Origin of the sequence: Halobacteriovorax sp. RZ-2 (assembly GCF_043196685.1) — a bacterium.
Lineage (GTDB): Bacteria > Bdellovibrionota > Bacteriovoracia > Bacteriovoracales > Bacteriovoracaceae > Halobacteriovorax_A.
Window position 1 is genome coordinate 1130454 of record NZ_JBEBMR010000002.1, and the last position, 18153, is coordinate 1148606.

Sequence of the window (18153 nt, forward strand, 5' to 3'; positions counted from 1 at the left end):
AGTATTGTATCATGTTTACTATGAACGATTTACCAAATTCTGAAGCATGTGAAAGAAATAAAGGCCCTATCCTTGAGGTGATCACACCTTATTTAAGCAGTAGTGATAATGGAGAGTTTCTCGAGATTGGCTCTCTGACTTGTCAGCATAGTGCACATTTTGCTAAGGCCTTTGCTCAAGTTGATTTTATTACATCTGAGATTAGAGATAACCAAAATGTCTTAAAGACTTGCTTATCACATTACCAAAAGAGTTTACCAAATCTTAAAGGCCCCCTTGTTTATGAAGCAGGTTTCAATAAACTTGAGGCCGGGAAAAAGTTCTACTACACAGCAAATACACTTCATATCATGCCTTGGAAGGCCGCAAAGACTTTTATTAAGGACTTGGCCACAGCAATGGATGAAAATAGCACTCTATTTATTTACGGGCCATTTAAGTATCATGGAAATTTCACGAGTGCGTCTAATGAACAATTTGATGGATTTTTAAAAGAGCGTGATGCTCAAAGTGGAATTCGAAATTTTGAAGATATTTGCAATAACTTCTTAAAGAAAGGTGTCTTTCTAAAAGAAGATATTGCAATGCCAGCTAATAATCAGCTTTTAATATTTACGAAATAATGGACTACATTCTTTCTGGTACTTGAATTCCTAGAATCCCAAGGCCAGTTTTAATGATTTCACTTGTTGCATACGCAAGCTCAAGGCGAGCTTTCTTAAGTGACTCTTCACTTGAAGCAATTGGGCAAGCTGCATAGAAGCTATTAAATAACTTTCCAAGTTCAAATAGGTAAGTAGTCAGAAGACTTGTTTTATTTTGCTCATGCGCCTTAATTGCAACATCATTAAATAGTGATAGCTTCTGCATTAGTTCAAATTCTTTTGTTTCAACAAGTGAGCTTGCATTTGAAAGCTCGAGGGCCTGAGCTTTATCAAAGCCTTGCTTCTTAAGTAGTGAATTAATACGTGCATAAACATATTGAAGATATGGGCCAGTGTCTCCATCAAGTTTTAACCATTCGTTCATATCAAAAACGATCTTACGGTTATTATCAATTTTGATCATCCCATATTTAATTGCACCATTGGCAATCTTCGTTGCTGTCTCATCGATCTCTGACTGATCCCATTCCCCAGCATACTTATTAAGGTAATCATCCTTAATTTTACTTTCCATATTATTGATAAGATCAGTAAGGGCAACGATATTTCCCTTACGAGAACTCATGGCACCATCTGTAAGCTCAACCATTTCATATGGTAGGTGATAGCAGTCTTTAGCTTGTTCAAAACCAATATGTTCTAGAACTTTGAAAACTTGCTTGAAGTGGAAGGCCTGGCGAGAGTCAACAATGTAGATATTATTTTTCACACCGTATTCTTCAAATTTCTTAATTGCTAGAGCAACGTCCTTTGTTGAATAAAGACCAGTACCGTCTGATTTAATTAGAATACAGAAGCCAAGCTTATCATCACTTAGATCCATTCCAATCGCACCATCATCTTTTACGAATAAACCTTTCTCATAATATTCATTACAGATTTTTAGTGATGGAGCATCCATTTCAGATTCAAAGAACCAACGATCAAATTCAACATCTGCCCAAGCATATGTTTTCTTCATGAGATCAATTGACCACTGACGAGTCTCTTGCCATAGATCAAAGAATTCTCCCTCTTCAGCGTGAAGCTGTTTTAGGATCTCTGTCAGCTTAGCGCGGTTATCATCTTCTTTATCGCTTCCAAGTTCATCTTCAAGCTTTGTATTAGCTAGTGTGTAAATACGTCCTAGCCATTCACCCTTATTTGTTTCAGGAATTGTGTCTTGATTGTGATACTTCAAATACCAAAGACATTTTGCAACGTGAGTACCAGAGTCACCAGGATAAGTTACTGGGTGTACATCAACACTACAATACTGTTTAATTCTAACAAGAGCATTACCAAGACATAGATTTCTCATATGCCCCACGTGAAGCTCTTTGTGAGTATTCGGTTGCGAATACTCAATCATTGTTTTCCCTTCACCCTTTGTTAGTTCTTTCTTGAAAAAATCACCTGTGCGAATTTCTCCAATTAAGCTTTCAAAATATGCATCAGCAGTAAGGGTAAAATTAAGGTATGGACCTTGTGCTTTAAGGTCTTTGATTATTGAAGCATTTGCTTCGAGATCAACTTTTTCTAGAATTGCTGCTGCGATTTGTGGTGGGCCTTGTCTAAGGGCCTTGGCAAAACGAAATACAGGAAAAGCATAGTGGGCCATTTCAATATTCGGGGCCTGTCCAATTGATGAGTAAATATCTTCTCTCTTAAACTCTGCATCTGGATAAGCAGATGAGAATGCATTTTCTAGGATATCAGTAAGTTTTGCTAAAATCGTATTCGTTTCCATTAAGTAATCACCGTATTTTGCTGCGCTGCAGTTTAGTATATCTATGTTATCATCATATTATAATAAATAATTTACTAATTGTTTAGGAAAAGTAATTTCATATGTTCATTTCTACTAGACTTCTAATGATTATATTTAGCTCAATATGCCTTGCTATAGGGACGAGTCAGTCTGTGCTAGCAGATGATGCTATGACGCCGATTGAGGAGTTTCAAAAAAAGCAACAAAGAGAGCGACAAGAAGCGGAGGAATTTCGAAAGTACAATACTGAATCAAGTATTGGGGATGGCCTTTTCAAAGGTCCAAACCTTATCTACTTATGCTCTAAAAGACGAAAGCACTTTGCCTGTGTTAATGATCTCTCCCTTAGAGATTGTGACACTCGAGAAGATATGAATTGTATGGTGATTCAAAAGTATAGTGGTCAAAAAGAATGCTTTAAGGGCCAGTCTAAACTGATGCTTAAGTCGAGGATAGATTCTTATTGCAAGGATTAATTGATCTCACGAAACATTAAAACATGACGTCCGATCCCTTCGACTTCAAACTCATCTCCAAACACTTCAAAACCAAGTTTTTCATAAAATGCCCTCGCTTCGATACGAGCATTACACCATACTAAATTACAGAAGTTTTGCTTAATAATAGGGAAGGCAACATTTAGCAGCTCTCTTGAAAAGCCTTGTTTACGGTGATTTTCAAGGGTCGCCATACCTTGTAGTTGATATTGATTATCAATATTAAAGTTAGGATTTGGATTAAAGTAAAAAGAAGCAACTGATACAAGATTATTGTCGACAAATGCACCTAAGTGAAATGTGTCTGACTCATTATCTCCAGTAAAATTATAACTAGAGTCGATGCCTTCAATGCCTAATACTGAGCGACGAATTTTAAATGTATCTTTCAAATGGATTCTTTTAACGATCATAGAGGGACTTTATACCAAATAAATGAAATTTTGTCACAATAAAGAGGCATTGAAGACGCTTGCCCCGTATTACCCGAGTATCTAAGTTTATTTTTTAGTTTTTTTTACTATTGCGACAATAATAATTATGGGAAAAAGATCAGTTAACTTTATAATAGATTCATGAAATTTAGTATTATAAAAATTCAAAAGGCCGTGGCCGATGCTTTTCACTTTTTAAATCAAGAACTCGCTGGTCTCATAACAACCATCGATGACTTTATCCTTGCTTGGCCTATACGTTCATTCTTTTTATTTCTTGCTGTTATTATTGTCGTTCGAATCATCTTTTTCTTGATTAGAACCATGATGTTAAGACGTGGGGAGAATAAAGTTGATGCGCGAAAATATGTTTTCAGATTCTTCGACTTCAACTTGTATTACTTATTTGCTTTTAGTGCTCTAGATATTTTTAATCTCTACTTACTAAAATTTGAAAGAGAAGACTTTCAACTTTTTTTGCATGTCTTTAGAAATATCTTGGCCCTCTATGTTCTCTATATAAATATCGGCTACTTTCATAGCTTCCTTCGTTATAACTTTCAGGTCTACTTTAAAAAAGTGAATAGAGACTTCGTTAAGGATAGCAAGAAGCTTCGCTACATTATTACCATTACAACTTTCTTTTTCATTTTACTCTATAATTTATTTTCAGGATTTCTTGGCCATAATATTATATCGATTCTCTTCTTTGTTATTTATACAATTATCTTACTTAGATATGACAATTACGCTGAGTTAATCCTTCCAAAGATTGTTCCGCCTTCAATGCTGTTAACAAAGAAGCATATTTCTAAACATGTTATACGCTATATCCTTCCAGTATTTCTCTATCTCTATACTCTGCTTTACTCATTCTACTTAATGTTCTTTCTTGCTAATAATGACAAGGAATGGGCGAAGAATCTATTGTCTGGAATTTTAGAACAACACCTGGAAAGCCTTAGAGATGAAGTCTTTACTGATTATGAAGTACCGAGTGATTATATTGAAATCTTTAAAAGAGAAAATGGTACAGAGATAACAAGAAAGCCTGATCCTGCTGTTATGGCCTATGAGCGTATTGATAGCTGGCTTAATGGAACGAGTAGCTCTTATCATTTGGCATTCTCTGGAGAGTCTGGAAGTGGAAAGAACCATGTTCTTGATAAGATTCTTAAACGCTATTCTTCAGTAACATCTTTTAAATTAGATATTAGTGAGAAGATTGTTGAAGAATCAGTACTTTTAAAAAGGTTAGAAAATTTTGTTGGTAAAGGTAGTGAAGAAGAGAAGAAGTTTGTCATTATTAAAAATGCACATAATCTCTTCTTATCAAAATTTCACGGTTTTAAGGCCTTCGATGCTTTCTTTAATGTTATCAATAATTCCTCTAAAAATGTCTTTTGGTTTACAGTATGGAATAGTAATTCGTTAAATCTTATTAAGCATATTTACAATAAATATGAACTGTCTTCAGATACGATCTATATCAGGCCATGGAATAAAGAAGAGCTAAAAGAACTAATCTTAAAAAGACATGAACCAACAGGTTTAGAGATTCGCTTCAACGAAGAGCTTTTTGAAATTATGTCCCATTTTGGTGCAGAAAGATCTATCGAAAATGCTCAGGATATCTATTTTAGAATTTTGGCCAAGCAAACAGGTGGAAACCCTCAGGCCGCAGTGAATACATGGCTAAAGTCCATCTCACATGTAAATGATAAAACAATTGAATTACACCTGCCACAACGTCGACCTATTCATGAAGTTGAAGTGTTATCAGATGAATCATTATTTGTTTTTTCCAGTATACTTTCACACGAATATTTAAGCTTTTCTGAAATCATAGAAACGACAGATCTAAGTGAGAAAGTTGTGACCTATGCACTTAAAGCTGGTTTTGGAAAAGGGATTCTAAGCAGAGATGGAGACTACTTTCACATAAGAAAGGATTGGTTAGTGGATATTAAAAATATCTTACGAAAGAGGAATTTTATCTATGAATGATGTTGTAACAGATACAATCGTAAAAACACAAAAAATGGCAAGTATCTTCGATTCAGTTAACTCTGAAATGATTTTTGGTTTATTCGTGGGCTTTTTTACTCTCTTTATTATTGTTAGAATCGTCTCTTGGTCCTTGCAGTATCTTGCCATTAAAATTCCATACTATCGCTTATCAATACTTCAACTAAATACAATCATAACCCATATGATTTATATCTTTGGTACCTTTTGGTTATTGTATGTAACGCTAAATCCTAGTCAGGAGATGATCTATGCATTTCTTGGTTCTGGTGCTGTGGCCATTGGGTTTTCTCTTAAAGATCTTATTTCATCAATTATTGCAGGTATCATTTTAATTTTTGATAAACCATTTCAAGTAGGGGATCGAATCCTATTTCGAGATAACTATGGTGATATTATCCAAATTGGCCTTCGCTCTGTTCGTATTCAAACACTAGATGATTCCACTGTCACGATACCGAATAATTTATTTCTAAGTGAAAATGTCGCTTCCGCTAACTCTGGGCAACGAGATATGATGGTTTGTAGCTATTTTTATTTTAAGAATAACTGCGATATTGCACGCATGATTTCATTACTCGAAGAAGTGACTTCAACTTCTCGCTATGCCTACCTAAAAAAACCATTAAAGGTAGTTGTTTCAACAGAGAAGTTTGAGCATGGCATAGGCATTAAGGCGACAGTTAAAGCATATGTCCTTGAAACAATTTATGAAAAGGCCTTTGTGACAGATATTACGAAGAGATTCTATGAAGCTTTAAAAGAAGAGGAACTTGCCGATCAACTACTTTCTGAGTCATAATTTCTTATTCTTAAGAAAAGTAGGGAGTTGATATGGAAATGGAAATCTTTTTTCGCTATTGCGGTGTACTTGGATTACTTTATGTCGTTGTTACACTAAATGTTATTCGTAATCGTTGGAAACATCGTGTGGGCCTAGGGCACGGAAAAGTGTCAGACATGAATAAGGCCATCAGAATTCATGGGAACTTCTCAGAGTATATTCCCTTTATTTTGCTTTTAACTTATTTTGCAATTGAGAAAGAGGCGATCTCACTAATGGGAATTCATATTCTTCTTGCTGCACTCATTATTTCGAGAGTATCTCACTTTATTGGACTTACAAAAAGTGCTGGTACTTCAGTTTATCGTTTTTTCGGTACCAGCATTATTCTTGTTTCTTTAATTGGAATCAGTATTACTTTATTACGTTAATACAAATATCAAGGTTGCCTAGGGTGTTTCGTACATCCTGGGCAGTCATTGAGAAGAAGAGATCCTTAAGTCTCTTATGAATAGAACCACTTGTTTCAAATCTCTCATCATCAGTTGAATCAAATTTAAAGGCTTCTTTAAATGATTGCCAAAACTTTTCCTCAACACATGCCATGACAACAAATTCATAGTCACTTGTTTGATAGATATTGTAACAAGGGTAGAGACCGTTGTGTAAGAACTTGTGATCAGTTTCTCTAATTGATTTTGGCCAAAAAGCATCGAATACTTCTTGAGTCGACTCATAAAGAAATGACTCAATAACTTGAACATCTTTTGTTTCCTGTGCCTTAAACATTGCCCCAAGAAGATCGAAGGCCATTTTCTGACCAAAGTTAATACCTGCAAGAGGTAGAAATGGAGGTGCCACATCTTCAATAGATTTAATATTTCTAAGGTGTAGGCTTAGAAGTCCAGTCATTGCAAGAGCATTAAGATCGTGCATATGATTCATATGCTCTTTTGATGCCTTTGGAATGACAATTCCATATGAGTGCTTAACTGTATTCTCAATTGTCTCTATGGAGATCCCAAGCTTGTCTTGAATTTTTCCTGGAATTCCCATAATGATTCCATCTGCTTCAAAAACTAATTTTTGTATCTCTTTAATATCTTCTTCGCTTTTAAAGTCGAAGCGTCTTACAGTTTTACATGCATTTAATTCTTCGTACCATTTAGGAAATGAGTTATCCATTTCAGCAAAGAGGCCATAAATAAATGGATCTTTAAATTTAGCATCTTCGATCTTAATGACATTTGCGCCTAGGCCTGCAAGAAGTTTTCCTGCAAGAGGCCCTGGTAGGCGATGTGAAAAATCAATGATTGTTTTGCCAGATAGTGGCCTTCCTTGAGTGTTACTCATTCGCTTGGCCTTGTGCTTGATTAGGCTTTAGAGTTTCGATGAAGTTATCTAAACCTTCTCCAGTCATCTCACATTCATTTGTTCCACAAATTTCCCATCTCTGTCCTTTGTCTTCATGGAAGTCAAAAACAAATCTTGGTAGGAAGTAGCAAATAAAACCTGCGAATTCTTGGTTTTGAAGCCATTCTTTTGGACATTTAATTACCTTGTATGCATTTGCTGGGTAACTAAGTGCTCTAAGACCTTCTCCAGAACCAGCTGGGTTCTTTAGGACATCTTGAGTCGTATTTTCCATCAGAGGCTTAATTTCTTCAAGCATATCAATGTCGCTAAATAGAACACTTGCACGTCTAATTAATTTAATAAGAGTCGAAACAGGAGACTTAAATGACTGATCAAAACTTGTAAAATTTTGATTTGGATATAGCTCCATATCATTATCTCTTAGGGCACGAGTTTTAAGACGGCCATCGACTAAGAACTCTTTTAAGATAAAGCCTAGTGTGTCTTTTAGATTTGCCTTAAAGACAGGATTACCACTTAGTTCATAAATTCTAAGTTGGGCCTCTGCAAAGAGAACGTAGTCTTCTAATAGAGAAGCACCAACTGGACGAGTTGTCGTGTGACGTAGACGCATACCGTTTGGCGTTGTCTCTAAGAATTTCTTATATGTACCTTCCACAACACGGTTAAATAACATGCTGGCCGCATTTCTAATTGCTGGCACTTGAGTGTATTGCATAACATCTGAGAGTGCTGTGATCATATGGAAGTTCCAACTAGCAATCCCTTTATTATCAGTCATTGGAGGAATGCGAAGCTTTCTCTCATTAAGAAGTGCTTTCTTTGCATTTCTAATTAGATCCCAAGATTCACTTGTGAAGATCTCTTGTGATTTTTCATGATTAATTGTCAGTACGTTAAGTCCTGAATCAAAATTACCTTTTTGAGTAATTCCAAACCAGTCCTTAAGTTTATCAAGATTTTTTGTTAGTGACTCATCTTCTGTATCAAATCTTCCTAAGGCATCTTCAAACTCTTGTTCTGTGTAAGTGAAGTAAAGTCCTTCAACGCCTTCACTGTCAGCATCTTGTGCTGAGAAGAAGAAATTTTCTTCTTCATTAAGCATTTCACTTTTTAGATACTCAAGTGTGTTAAAGATTCCATCAAAAACAAGTGGTGAAGGGTAGAGCATACTTGCTTTTGCAAGAAGCTTTAGAAGACCAGCTTGATCATAAAGCATCTTCTCAAAATGTGGTACAGTCCACTTATTGTCAGTGCTGTAGCGATGTAGACCACCACGTACTTGATCGTAAACACCACCCATTAGCATTCTTTCTAATGACTTTACAATGTGCTCACCATGCTCTTTCTTTACAACACCCTCAAGCATTTGCTCGATGGCCCACTCGTAGAAAGCAAGTTGTGGAAACTTTGGAGCTTCTCCAAAACCACCATTTTCCTCGTCTTTAAATTTCTCAAGAACATCAAGAACTGAGTTTGGATGTGGAAAGTGACCTTGAAAGTCAACATTCTCTGGTGAAATGAAGCCTTTTTCAATTGCATCAAATGCTTTATCAGCATTTTCTGTTACTGTAGCATTATCGTCTTTATATGCTCTAACTAGCTCAGATAAAACTTCCATAAATGGAGTTGCCTTGCCCTTAGCTTCTTTAGGAAAATATGTTCCTACAAAGAATGGCCTAAGGTTAGGAAGTAGGAAGGCACTTAGAGGCCATCCGCCTCCATTTGTAAATAATTGGCACGCTTGCTGGTAGTAGTTATCAATATCTGGGTGTTCTTCTCTATCAACTTTAATGTTGATAAAGTTCTCATTTAGGTATTTTGCCGTTTCTTCATCACAGAAGGACTCTTCGGCCATGACGTGGCACCAGTGACAAGAGCTGTATCCAATTGAAAGGAAGATAGGTTTGTTTTCCTCTGTAGCACGGGCAAGTGCCTCTGGTCCCCAAGGATACCAGTGAACTGGATTGTCTTTGTGTTGCTTTAGGTATGTTGATGATTCATCTTTTAATCGGTTAAATCCAATATCTGTCATTCTTACTCCTCAAATTTATATATCTATTATGCGTGAAATATTTAAAAATTAAAGGATAACCTCCCAAAATCCTGTAATTAAATGAATGTTTTTGAAATTATTTCCGATGCTTTGCATTATAATTTTCTTTTAACTAGACGAGCAGGTTCAATAGCGGTAAAAGACCATCATATGAAAGCACCGAGTGAGCGATATAGCTCGCATCTTGAACATTTTAGTACTTTTTGTACGAATACAAAATCATTGCTCACGTTAGGACTTTGTGCCTTTGCGGCCGTGCTTTCTTTTGATTTCTTTTGGACTCCTACAAGCACAAACTTCCGTGATTTGGGTATCCTTTCTTCAATAAATTCAAATAATCACGTTTATACACCTTACAATAGCTATAATTTTAAAGAGACTAATCCTTTCTTCAAAAGCCTTCACCTAGGATTCCTTTCATCGATTGATAAAAAGACTCTTGAGGACACATTAATTGCTCACATGGAGCATCCTATTAATGTTAGGGCAAAGAAATATATTTCTTCACTGCTTCACTTTGCGCAGGAGAGACAGCTTGACCCATTATGGGTTATTTCAATCGCTTGGACAGAAAGTCACTTTAATCCAACAGCACAAAGCTATGTAAAGGCCCAAGGGCTAATGCAAATTATGCCAAAAACAGGTGTCTTCCTTCATAAGCTTCTAAAGAGATCACTTAATAAAGATGATATTATTGAGATTCTTCGTGTTCCTCACGTAAATATGGAACTTGGAGTTTATTACCTTAGTCGTCTTTATAAGAGGTTTGGTCTTTATCGTTATGCAACAGTTGCCTATAATATGGGGCCGGGCTTTGTGAGACAGAGTCTACGTTTTAATCGCCCTGTTGGAATTAAGAACGTATATTACGATAAGGTAAAAAAGAATTATAAGAAGCTGCTAGCAGCAGTTGAAACACTAAATAAGCGTTCACGTTCACTGGGCGTTGAGTCAATACTTCACAAGAATAATCACAAATTTGATCTTGATTACTACCTGGGAATGGATATCGTTCCTAATCTTGACGAAAAGATTGCTAAGAAAGAGCTTTCTAAGTCACGCTTTGCAAAAAACTCGTAATTCAGCGAGTCATCTTTTCAACTTCAAATAGCTATTAAAAATTGCTATATTCATTCCTTATAAATTACACGAATAAGGAAGTTGTATGACATATTCATCAGTTATTGCAATTGATGGCCCAAGTGGGAGCGGAAAATCAACTGTAGCTAAGCTGTTGGCCAAGGAACTAGGTATCCTTTATATCGACACTGGTGCAATGTTTCGCGCCTTAGCCTTTGCTGCAAATGAGAAGGGGATTGACCTTCAAAACCACGCGGCAGTTGAATCATTTTTAAAAGAGATTAAGCTTGAATACGGGCAAGTAGATGCCCTTGTGAAAGTTGACGGCGTGGATCTATCTCAAAAAATTAGAGAACACCACGTATCTAAGCTTGCTTCGATCATTTCACAAATTCCTGTTGTCAGAACAATGCTTCTAGATTTTCAAAGATCAATTGCAAATGAAAAGGTTTGCGTGATGGAAGGCCGTGATATTGGAACGATAGTCTTTCCTAATGCCTTTACAAAATTCTTTGTGACGGCATCGATCGATATTCGTGCGCAAAGAAGATATGATCAGCTAATGGAGAAAGGTCAACACGATATCGACCTTGAGCAACTCAAGCGTGATGTAAAAAAGCGCGATGAAAAAGATATGGGCCGTGAAGTGGCCCCTCTTGTCAAAGCCGATGATGCAACACTCGTTGATACAAGTGAAATGGATATCGACAAGGTTATTTCAACACTTAAAGAAAATGTAAAAATTCGCGCAAAAGAGGTTGGAATAGAGTTGTGAAATACTTAATCAGTCGCACAGACGCCATTGGCCAGAATATTCTAACAATGCCAATGGCCCAGGCCATAAAAGAAATGGATCCAAATGCGACTGTAGCAATTATCACATCGCCAACTTCGGTTATTCTCTATAAAGATCATCCCTATATCGATAAAGTCTATGTTCTGGATAAGAAGAGATCTTATCCATTCAAGGTAAAGCGTGCGCTTCAGGTCTTTAATGACTTTAAGCCTGATGTTTATCTCTACGCAGGTGGATCACAAACTCCAAACTTTGTTGCTTGGCTTAAAAAAGTTCCATTTCGAGGCGGACATCTGGCGAAATGGCAGGCCAATTTCACCCTAAATCGTGGGGTTCGACAAATACGCTCAGAAGTTGAAGGACATGAAACCTTCTATAATATTGAGCTACTTCGTGATCTCGATAATTTTATTACAATTGAAGACAAGGAATATATTCCTGAGTTTAATTTCAATGTAAATGAGAACGACTTCAATTCTTTTAAAGAACTAATAAAGGGAGAGGGCCTTGATCCTGAAAAGGAGATGGTCTTTGTTCACCCTGGTGTATCAAATAATAATCTTCCATGGCCGGCAAAGAATATTGCAACGTTTATTAAGCGCATAAATGGTATTTATCCTAACCGTTTTAATTTCATCATTTCTCATATCCCTTCTGATTTACGCTACGTAAATCCAGTTAGAGAAGAGCTTAGAGATTATAGTGATCAGAATATCTACTACTTCAATGGTAAAAAACGAGGCATTGTTAACTTTCTAAATATTTTAAAACACGCTACACTTTTTATAGGTCCAAACTCTGGTGCCACACACATGGCCGCGGCGCTGGGAGTGTCTTTAATTGGGATATACTCGCCGATCAAAAGTCATTCTTCATTAAGGTGGAAGCCGAAAGGGGAGACTGAAATTAAAACAGTCACACCAAATGTTGTTTGTGGAGAGTCTGATAAGTGTGCAGGAATGGATTGCCCTTATTATGACTGCATGGCCAAAATTGAAGAAGATAGAGTTATTGAAATCGCAAAATCAATTTTAAATAAATAATGGAAATACTATGACAAAATTAATTTCATCTGAACGTTTTAATACAATTATTGCTAACCTTGCCAACATTAAGCCAATTCTTGTTGTTGGAGATGTTGGGATTGATAAATATACATCTGGCGTTGTTAACCGTATCTCTCCAGAGGCTCCAGTACCTCTTGTTGAAGTTCAAAAAGAATGGCACAAGCTTGGACTTTCGGCCAACGTATCTGAAAACCTAAAAACTCTTGGAGTTAACTCAACTCTATGTGGTGTTATGGGTGACGATGCAAACGCTAATGTTTTAGAAGACCTTTTAGAAGAAGCAGGGCTTTCAACTTGGGGAGTTGTCCGTTGTGATGAGCGACCTACTGTTTTCAAAGAAAGAATCGTTACAGATCATCAACAAATTTGTCGTATCGATTATGAATCAAAGAAGCCTATTAATGCTGACGTCGAAAAAAGACTTATTGCTCGCATTAATGAACTTAAAGAAAACCACGGTGCGCTTATTTTAGAAGACTACTCAAAAGGTGTTCTAACAGAGTCTCTAATTTCTCGCCTTGTAAGTGAGTTTAAGGAGACTAAAAGCCTTGTGGCCGTAGACCCTAGTCGTACAACGCCTCCGCTTTTCTATAAAGGTGTCTCGCTTCTTAAGCCTAATCATCTCGAAGCAAAGCTTATGGCAAATCTCTTAGGTTATGCACAAGAACTTCAAGTTGAAGAAATTGCAGAGATCCTTGTTGATAAGCTAGAGCTTGAAAAAATCATTATCACGCTTGGTGCACGAGGAATGGCAATGCTTGATACTTTAGGTGATGGCAAGCTTCATATGATCCCAACTGTTGCCAACGAAGTCTACGATGTTTCAGGTGCAGGGGATACAACAATCTCACTTCTCGTTGCATGTTTAGAAGCAGGTGCGAGCCTTGAAGAGGCCGCGTGGATTGCAAACTGTGGCGCAGGTGTTGTTGTTGGTAAGGTTGGAACAGCAACTGTTAATATCGAAGAGCTAAATAACTACTATAATGTTTTAAAAGAGAAAATGAAGTAGAGTGAGTGACTTAAAACCTGCCACTCAGGCACTCGTTTTCTTTAGTGTTCTCTATCAAGAGGATAAAATTGGCCCAGGTGAAATCGTTAGTCTACTTGGGCCAAGATACTCTCATCCTATCATCTTCACCCATAACTTCTTTCCAATGAAAGACTATTACAGCAAAGAAATGGGCAGTGGCCTTAAGCGATGCTTCTTTTTCTATCCTGATGCAGTTGAGCGTACCGAGCTCGTTGATATCAAGAAAGAGTGTGATGCTTTGGAGAAAGCACACCTTCAGGATCAAGGTAGGACTTTTAATATCGACCCAGGCCTAATCTGCTTGGATCAAGTGCTGCTTTCAAGTGGAAAGCCATACTCTCATCGCATCTATTTAGGTGAGGGGGTTTTTGCTGAGTTAACCTATCAATTTCAAGGAAAGTCTTACGAGACTCTATCTTGGACATACCCTGACTATCAGCACCCAGAGATCATCGCTAAGTTCAATTGGATGCGCTCATTTTTATTGATCTAATTAACTAATTACTGACCCTCCAAGTCTTGCTTTTTCGCACACCGCATGAAAAACTCCCAAGGTTATTATTGAATGTTTATAAATCGTCGAATAGGTGGGATTATGATTGATAAGCTAAATGAAGCTTATGGAAAGTTTCAAACAGAACTTGAAACAGTAAATGCGCAACCAGAAGTGCTTTCACTTAAGTCTAGTTACTTAGGCAAGAAGGGAGCAGTATCTGAAATTTTAAAGTCGCTTAAGGATGCTACTCCTGAGCAAAGAAAAGAAATTGGGCCAGTTGCTAATGAAATTAAGCAAAATATTGAAAAGCTTGTCGCAAAGAAGCTTTCTGAAATTGAGCTAGCTCAGATTAATGAAAAGCTAAGTAAGAATAAAATCGATATTACTTTTACTGATGCTGTAAAATCTAAGAATAATAATCACGGTGGACTTCATCCAAGAACTCTTGTGCAACAAGAAGTTGAAGATATTTTCTTATCAATGGGCTTTGAAGTATTAGATGGTCCACATATTGAAACAGAGTTTTATAATTTTGAGGCCCTAAATATTCCAGGTGATCACCCAGCACGTGATATGCAAGATACTTTCTGGTTTAAAGACGAAAAGTCTCCAGAAGGGAATAAGCACTTACTACGTACACACACTTCTACAATTCAAGTACGTGGTATGCAGTCTCGTAAGCCTCCTTTCCGTTTTATTGCCCCAGGGACAGTTTTCCGTTGTGAAAGAACAGATGCTTCTCACGAGATGGTATTCCAACAACTAGAAGGGATGATGGTTGGAAAAGATATTTCTGTATCTAATCTAATTTACTTCATGAAAGAAATCCTAACAGAAATCTTTAAGAAAGATGTTGAGGTTAGACTTCGTCCTGGTTACTTCCCATTTGTTGAACCAGGTTTTGAGCTTGATATCAAATGCCAAGTTTGTAATGCAAAAGGATGTTCTGTTTGTAAGCAAGTTGGTTGGGTAGAGCTTCTTCCATGTGGAATGGTTCATCCAAATGTTCTTAGAGCAGGAGGAATTGATCCTGAAGAATACAATGGCTTTGCTTTTGGTCTAGGGCTAGATCGTCTTGTTATGATGAAGTACGGAATTGATGATATCCGCCACCTTCAATCTGGTGATCTTAGATTTAACTCACAATTTAAAGAATATTAGAAAATAGTTTTAAGGAATATATATGTTAATTAGTATTGATTGGATTAAAGATTTCGTTAAGGTTCCAGACTTAGACGCAAATGAAATTGGTTCAAAGTTCACTCTAGCAACAGCTGAGGTTGAAGATGTTCTTTCTGTAGGAGATCACTTAGAGGCCATTACTGTTGTTGAAGTTCTAGAAAAGGAAAAGCACCCTGAAGCAGATAAGTTAAATCTTGTGACTTTTACAAATGGTAAGGACCAGTTCCAAGTTGTTTGTGGTGCCGCAAACGTTCGCATTGGTATGCGTACTGCTTACGCTCCTTTAGGGATTACTCTACCAAATGGCCTAACTCTTGAGCCTAAAAAGATCCGTGGCGTTCTTTCTGAAGGTATGCTTTGTTCTGAGGAAGAACTTGGTTTTGCTGAAGAGTCTCCAGGTATTATTGAATTAGATAAGATGTTTGATAACCCGGAACTTGGGACAAATATGCTAACGCTATTTGGTCAAACAAAAGACGTTCTATTAGACGTTGATAATAAGTCTCTAACTCATAGACCTGATCTTTGGGGACACTTTGGTATTGCTCGTGAGTTTGCAACAATTTTTGATAATGAATTAAAAAATCCATTCTCAGATTCGTGGGCAGCTGATTTAAAAGCAAAATTTTCAAGTGATGCAGCTCCAATCAAAATTAAAGTTGAAGAAGACACAAGTTGCCTTGGTTACTTTGGTCTTAGCTTAGATAACGTAAAAGTAGGAGAGTCTCCTGCATGGATGAAAAGACGCCTGCAAGCAGTAGGTCTTCGTCCAATTAATAATATCGTTGATATTTCAAATTACGTGATGCTTGAACTTGGAATTCCTCTTCACATCTTTGATCGTGAAAAGATTAAAGGTGACACAGTTGTGATTAGTTCTCTAAAAGCTGAAACTGTATTTACAACTCTTGATGAAGAAAAAAGAAAACTAGTAGCAGGTGATACTGTTATTGGTGACTCAGAAAAGCCTTTGGTTCTAGCTGGAATCATGGGGGGACTAAATAGTGGTGTTGATGAAAGTACAACGAAGATCTTTATCGAAGTTGCAAACTGGAAAGCTGCTGAAGTTAGAAAAACTTCAACTCGCTTAGGGCTTCGTACAGATTCTTCTTCAAGATATGAAAAGACTCTTGATTCACTAATGCTTGAAAGAACACTTTTAAGAACTCTTGAGTATGTATTAAAAGAAAATCCAGATGCTAAAGTCGTTGGTGACATTCAATACGATGGCCCGAATCTTTTAGAGATTAAGCCGGTATCAATTCCATCAAGTGCTGCTAAAATTAATAAGGCACTAGGGAAAGAAGTTTCTTTTGATGAAATGAAAAGAATTTTTAATGCTCTTGATTTTAATATTGAGGGAACACAAGAAAGCTTTGTTGCTCATATTCCAAGTTACCGTGCAACTAAAGATATTGAAACAGGCTCATGCCTAGTGGAAGAGATTGGCCGTATTATTGGTTTCGATAATATTGATCCAGTGTCACCAAAACTAGATATTTCACCTGTTAAGTTAAGCCCTGCACAGAAGCTTCACCGTCGTATGAAAAACTTCATGGTTAACCATGCAAGTGCATTTGAAGTTATGACTTATCCAATGATTGGGCCATCACTTCTTAAGAAAGCAATGTACGAGCACAAGGGTGGGCTAGAGCTTATTAATGCTTTATCAAAAGATGCATCTCTTATGCGTGAGTCACTTGCTCCTTCTTTCCTAGAAGCTGCTTCTCAAAACGCAAAGAACTCTTCTTCTTTCAAGTTCTTTGAAATCGGCCGTACATATCACGCAAACGATAAAGACTTCGTAAAAGAAGAAAGTGTATTTGGTGCTTTATACTTTGATAAAGAAGCAACTCCTTTTATGGATCTTTTAAACGATACAACTCGCTTACTTGATAGTGCTAATATCAACTATCAGTTAAATGAACGTAATCCAAAGTTTAAGAGTAATGCAATCAATGAAGAATGGGCCGGTATTCATCCTTTCGAATTTTACAACTTAAGAATTCAAGGAAAGATGGATGGTGTAATCTTCTCTGTACACCCACTTGTTCTTAAGCAATTTAAAATTAAAGGAAACGTTTCAATTGCTCTTGTTAACATGAGTGCGTTTGAATCACGTGAACAAAAAGATAAAACAAAGTATAGTCCACTAGCTAAATTCCCTGGTTCAACTTTCGATTGTACTGTTGAAGTAGATAATAGTGTTGCTGTTGGGTCTATCTTAAATAGTCTTTCTAAACTTAAGATTAAAGAACTTGTTTCTACTTCTATTGCGGATATCTTTGTTCAAGAAGATAAGAAGTCTGTAACAGTAAGAAGTGAATTCTTAGATCCTAATAATACTTTATCAGGTGAATTCATTACTGAAGCATCTAATAAGATTGTAGAGACGTTAGAAAAAAACGGATTTCCTCTAAAAAAGTAGTTAAATTTTTTACATAGTTACCGATGATAGAAGGCCACTCAGAGAGTGGCCTTTTTTATTCTAATAACTTTTCGAGATTTCGGTGGTTTATAGATTTGGTAGAAGTTCAACCTACTGCTAAAATTAAGTATCGTTAATAATCTATAAGTATTTAATATTGTTATTAAAATTTATGAAAAAAAAGTTAAAAAAAAGTAAAAAAACTATTGACGAAGTTATTGGGGTTTCATAATATGCCCCTCGTTCCAAACAACAAACGAAACAAAAACAACGTTGCTAATAACGACATTGAATTTTTTTCCTTAATTGTTAAAAAAAGACTTTACATGTTGAACATGAACATATAGTCTCGGACAGCTCTTTAGACATTCAAATAAAGTAATAAAGATTTGCTGCTTAGGCAGTGAACAAGATGAGAAGAAATCCAAAATAAGTTTTAAACGGTTTTTGAAAGATCTGACGTAACTGAATCATTGAAGTTAC

The 18153-nt window shown here is 36.5% G+C and carries 16 protein-coding genes; 12 read left to right on the forward strand and 4 right to left on the reverse strand.

Annotated elements, in window-relative coordinates; translation table 11 throughout:
- The first annotated feature begins 20 nt into the window (after positions 1-20).
- Positions 21-623 (forward strand): DUF938 domain-containing protein, encoded by a 603-nt coding sequence (locus ABMA78_RS11575; protein WP_392860200.1) that lies wholly within the window; start codon positions 21-23, stop codon positions 621-623.
- A 4-nt stretch (positions 624-627) separates the two neighbouring features.
- Here ABMA78_RS11575 and argS read toward each other — a convergent pair whose 3' ends face one another.
- Complete coding sequence (argS, locus tag ABMA78_RS11580) at positions 628-2394, reverse strand: arginine--tRNA ligase (protein ID WP_392860202.1); 1767 nt, start codon at positions 2392-2394, stop codon at positions 628-630.
- 125 nt (positions 2395-2519) lie between these two features.
- Here argS and ABMA78_RS11585 point away from each other — a divergent pair, with 125 nt between their 5' ends.
- A complete protein-coding gene (locus ABMA78_RS11585) occupies positions 2520-2891 on the forward strand; it encodes a hypothetical protein (RefSeq protein WP_392860203.1) in 372 nt (123 codons plus the stop codon).
- On the opposite strand, the gene ABMA78_RS11590 is transcribed toward ABMA78_RS11585, so the two are convergent.
- Positions 2888-3325, reverse strand: coding sequence for a GNAT family N-acetyltransferase (locus ABMA78_RS11590; RefSeq protein ID WP_392860205.1), 438 nt, complete (start codon positions 3323-3325; stop codon positions 2888-2890). The two genes, ABMA78_RS11585 and ABMA78_RS11590, sit on opposite strands and share 4 nt — an antisense overlap.
- 162 nt (positions 3326-3487) lie before the next feature.
- On the opposite strand from ABMA78_RS11590, the gene ABMA78_RS11595 reads away from it, so the two are divergent.
- The 3 genes from ABMA78_RS11595 to ABMA78_RS11605 are packed head-to-tail and all read left to right on the forward strand — an operon-like array spanning position 3488 to position 6589.
- The gene (locus ABMA78_RS11595) at positions 3488-5353 is read left to right on the forward strand and encodes a hypothetical protein (protein WP_392860207.1); all 1866 of its coding nucleotides are present in this window, start codon (positions 3488-3490) and stop codon (positions 5351-5353) included.
- A complete protein-coding gene (locus tag ABMA78_RS11600) occupies positions 5346-6176 on the forward strand; it encodes a mechanosensitive ion channel family protein (RefSeq protein ID WP_392860208.1) in 831 nt (276 codons plus the stop codon). Before ABMA78_RS11595 ends, ABMA78_RS11600 begins: the two co-directional genes overlap by 8 nt.
- A gap of 32 nt (positions 6177-6208) precedes the next feature.
- Positions 6209-6589 carry an MAPEG family protein gene (locus tag ABMA78_RS11605; protein WP_392860209.1) on the forward strand — a complete coding sequence of 127 codons (381 nt, stop codon included), beginning with the start codon at positions 6209-6211 and terminating at the stop codon, positions 6587-6589.
- On the opposite strand, the gene ABMA78_RS11610 is transcribed toward ABMA78_RS11605, so the two are convergent.
- Together ABMA78_RS11610 and ABMA78_RS11615 are read right to left on the reverse strand one after the other, a co-directional pair.
- Positions 6573-7511 carry a CoA transferase gene (locus ABMA78_RS11610; RefSeq protein WP_392860211.1) on the reverse strand — a complete coding sequence of 313 codons (939 nt, stop codon included), beginning with the start codon at positions 7509-7511 and terminating at the stop codon, positions 6573-6575. The two genes, ABMA78_RS11605 and ABMA78_RS11610, sit on opposite strands and share 17 nt — an antisense overlap.
- On the reverse strand, positions 7504-9570 hold the full coding sequence (locus tag ABMA78_RS11615; RefSeq protein WP_392860213.1) for a thioredoxin domain-containing protein: 2067 nt from the start codon (positions 9568-9570) through the stop codon (positions 7504-7506). Before ABMA78_RS11615 ends, ABMA78_RS11610 begins: the two co-directional genes overlap by 8 nt.
- A gap of 171 nt (positions 9571-9741) precedes the next feature.
- Between ABMA78_RS11615 and ABMA78_RS11620 the strand changes: the two genes are divergently transcribed.
- The 7 genes from ABMA78_RS11620 (at position 9742) to pheT (ending at position 17670) form a co-directional block, all read left to right on the forward strand.
- Positions 9742-10671, forward strand: a complete 930-nt coding sequence (locus ABMA78_RS11620) for a lytic transglycosylase domain-containing protein (protein ID WP_392860215.1) — start codon at positions 9742-9744, stop codon at positions 10669-10671.
- A gap of 85 nt (positions 10672-10756) precedes the next feature.
- A complete protein-coding gene (gene cmk / locus ABMA78_RS11625; RefSeq protein ID WP_392860216.1) occupies positions 10757-11446 on the forward strand; it encodes a (d)CMP kinase in 690 nt (229 codons plus the stop codon).
- Complete coding sequence (locus ABMA78_RS11630; protein ID WP_392860218.1) at positions 11443-12510, forward strand: glycosyltransferase family 9 protein; 1068 nt, start codon at positions 11443-11445, stop codon at positions 12508-12510. Before cmk ends, ABMA78_RS11630 begins: the two co-directional genes overlap by 4 nt.
- A 10-nt stretch (positions 12511-12520) precedes the next feature.
- Positions 12521-13543: a bifunctional heptose 7-phosphate kinase/heptose 1-phosphate adenyltransferase gene (locus tag ABMA78_RS11635; RefSeq protein ID WP_392860219.1), complete on the forward strand. Its 1023-nt coding sequence runs from the start codon at positions 12521-12523 to the stop codon at positions 13541-13543.
- Position 13544: 1 nt separating this feature from the next.
- Positions 13545-14057, forward strand: a complete 513-nt coding sequence (locus ABMA78_RS11640) for a DUF4416 family protein (protein ID WP_392860220.1) — start codon at positions 13545-13547, stop codon at positions 14055-14057.
- A 102-nt stretch (positions 14058-14159) separates the two neighbouring features.
- Positions 14160-15221, forward strand: coding sequence for a phenylalanine--tRNA ligase subunit alpha (gene pheS / locus ABMA78_RS11645; protein ID WP_392860222.1), 1062 nt, complete (start codon positions 14160-14162; stop codon positions 15219-15221).
- Between the two features lie 22 nt (positions 15222-15243).
- On the forward strand, positions 15244-17670 hold the full coding sequence (gene pheT / locus ABMA78_RS11650; protein ID WP_392860224.1) for a phenylalanine--tRNA ligase subunit beta: 2427 nt from the start codon (positions 15244-15246) through the stop codon (positions 17668-17670).
- Positions 17671-18153: the final 483 nt, after the last annotated feature.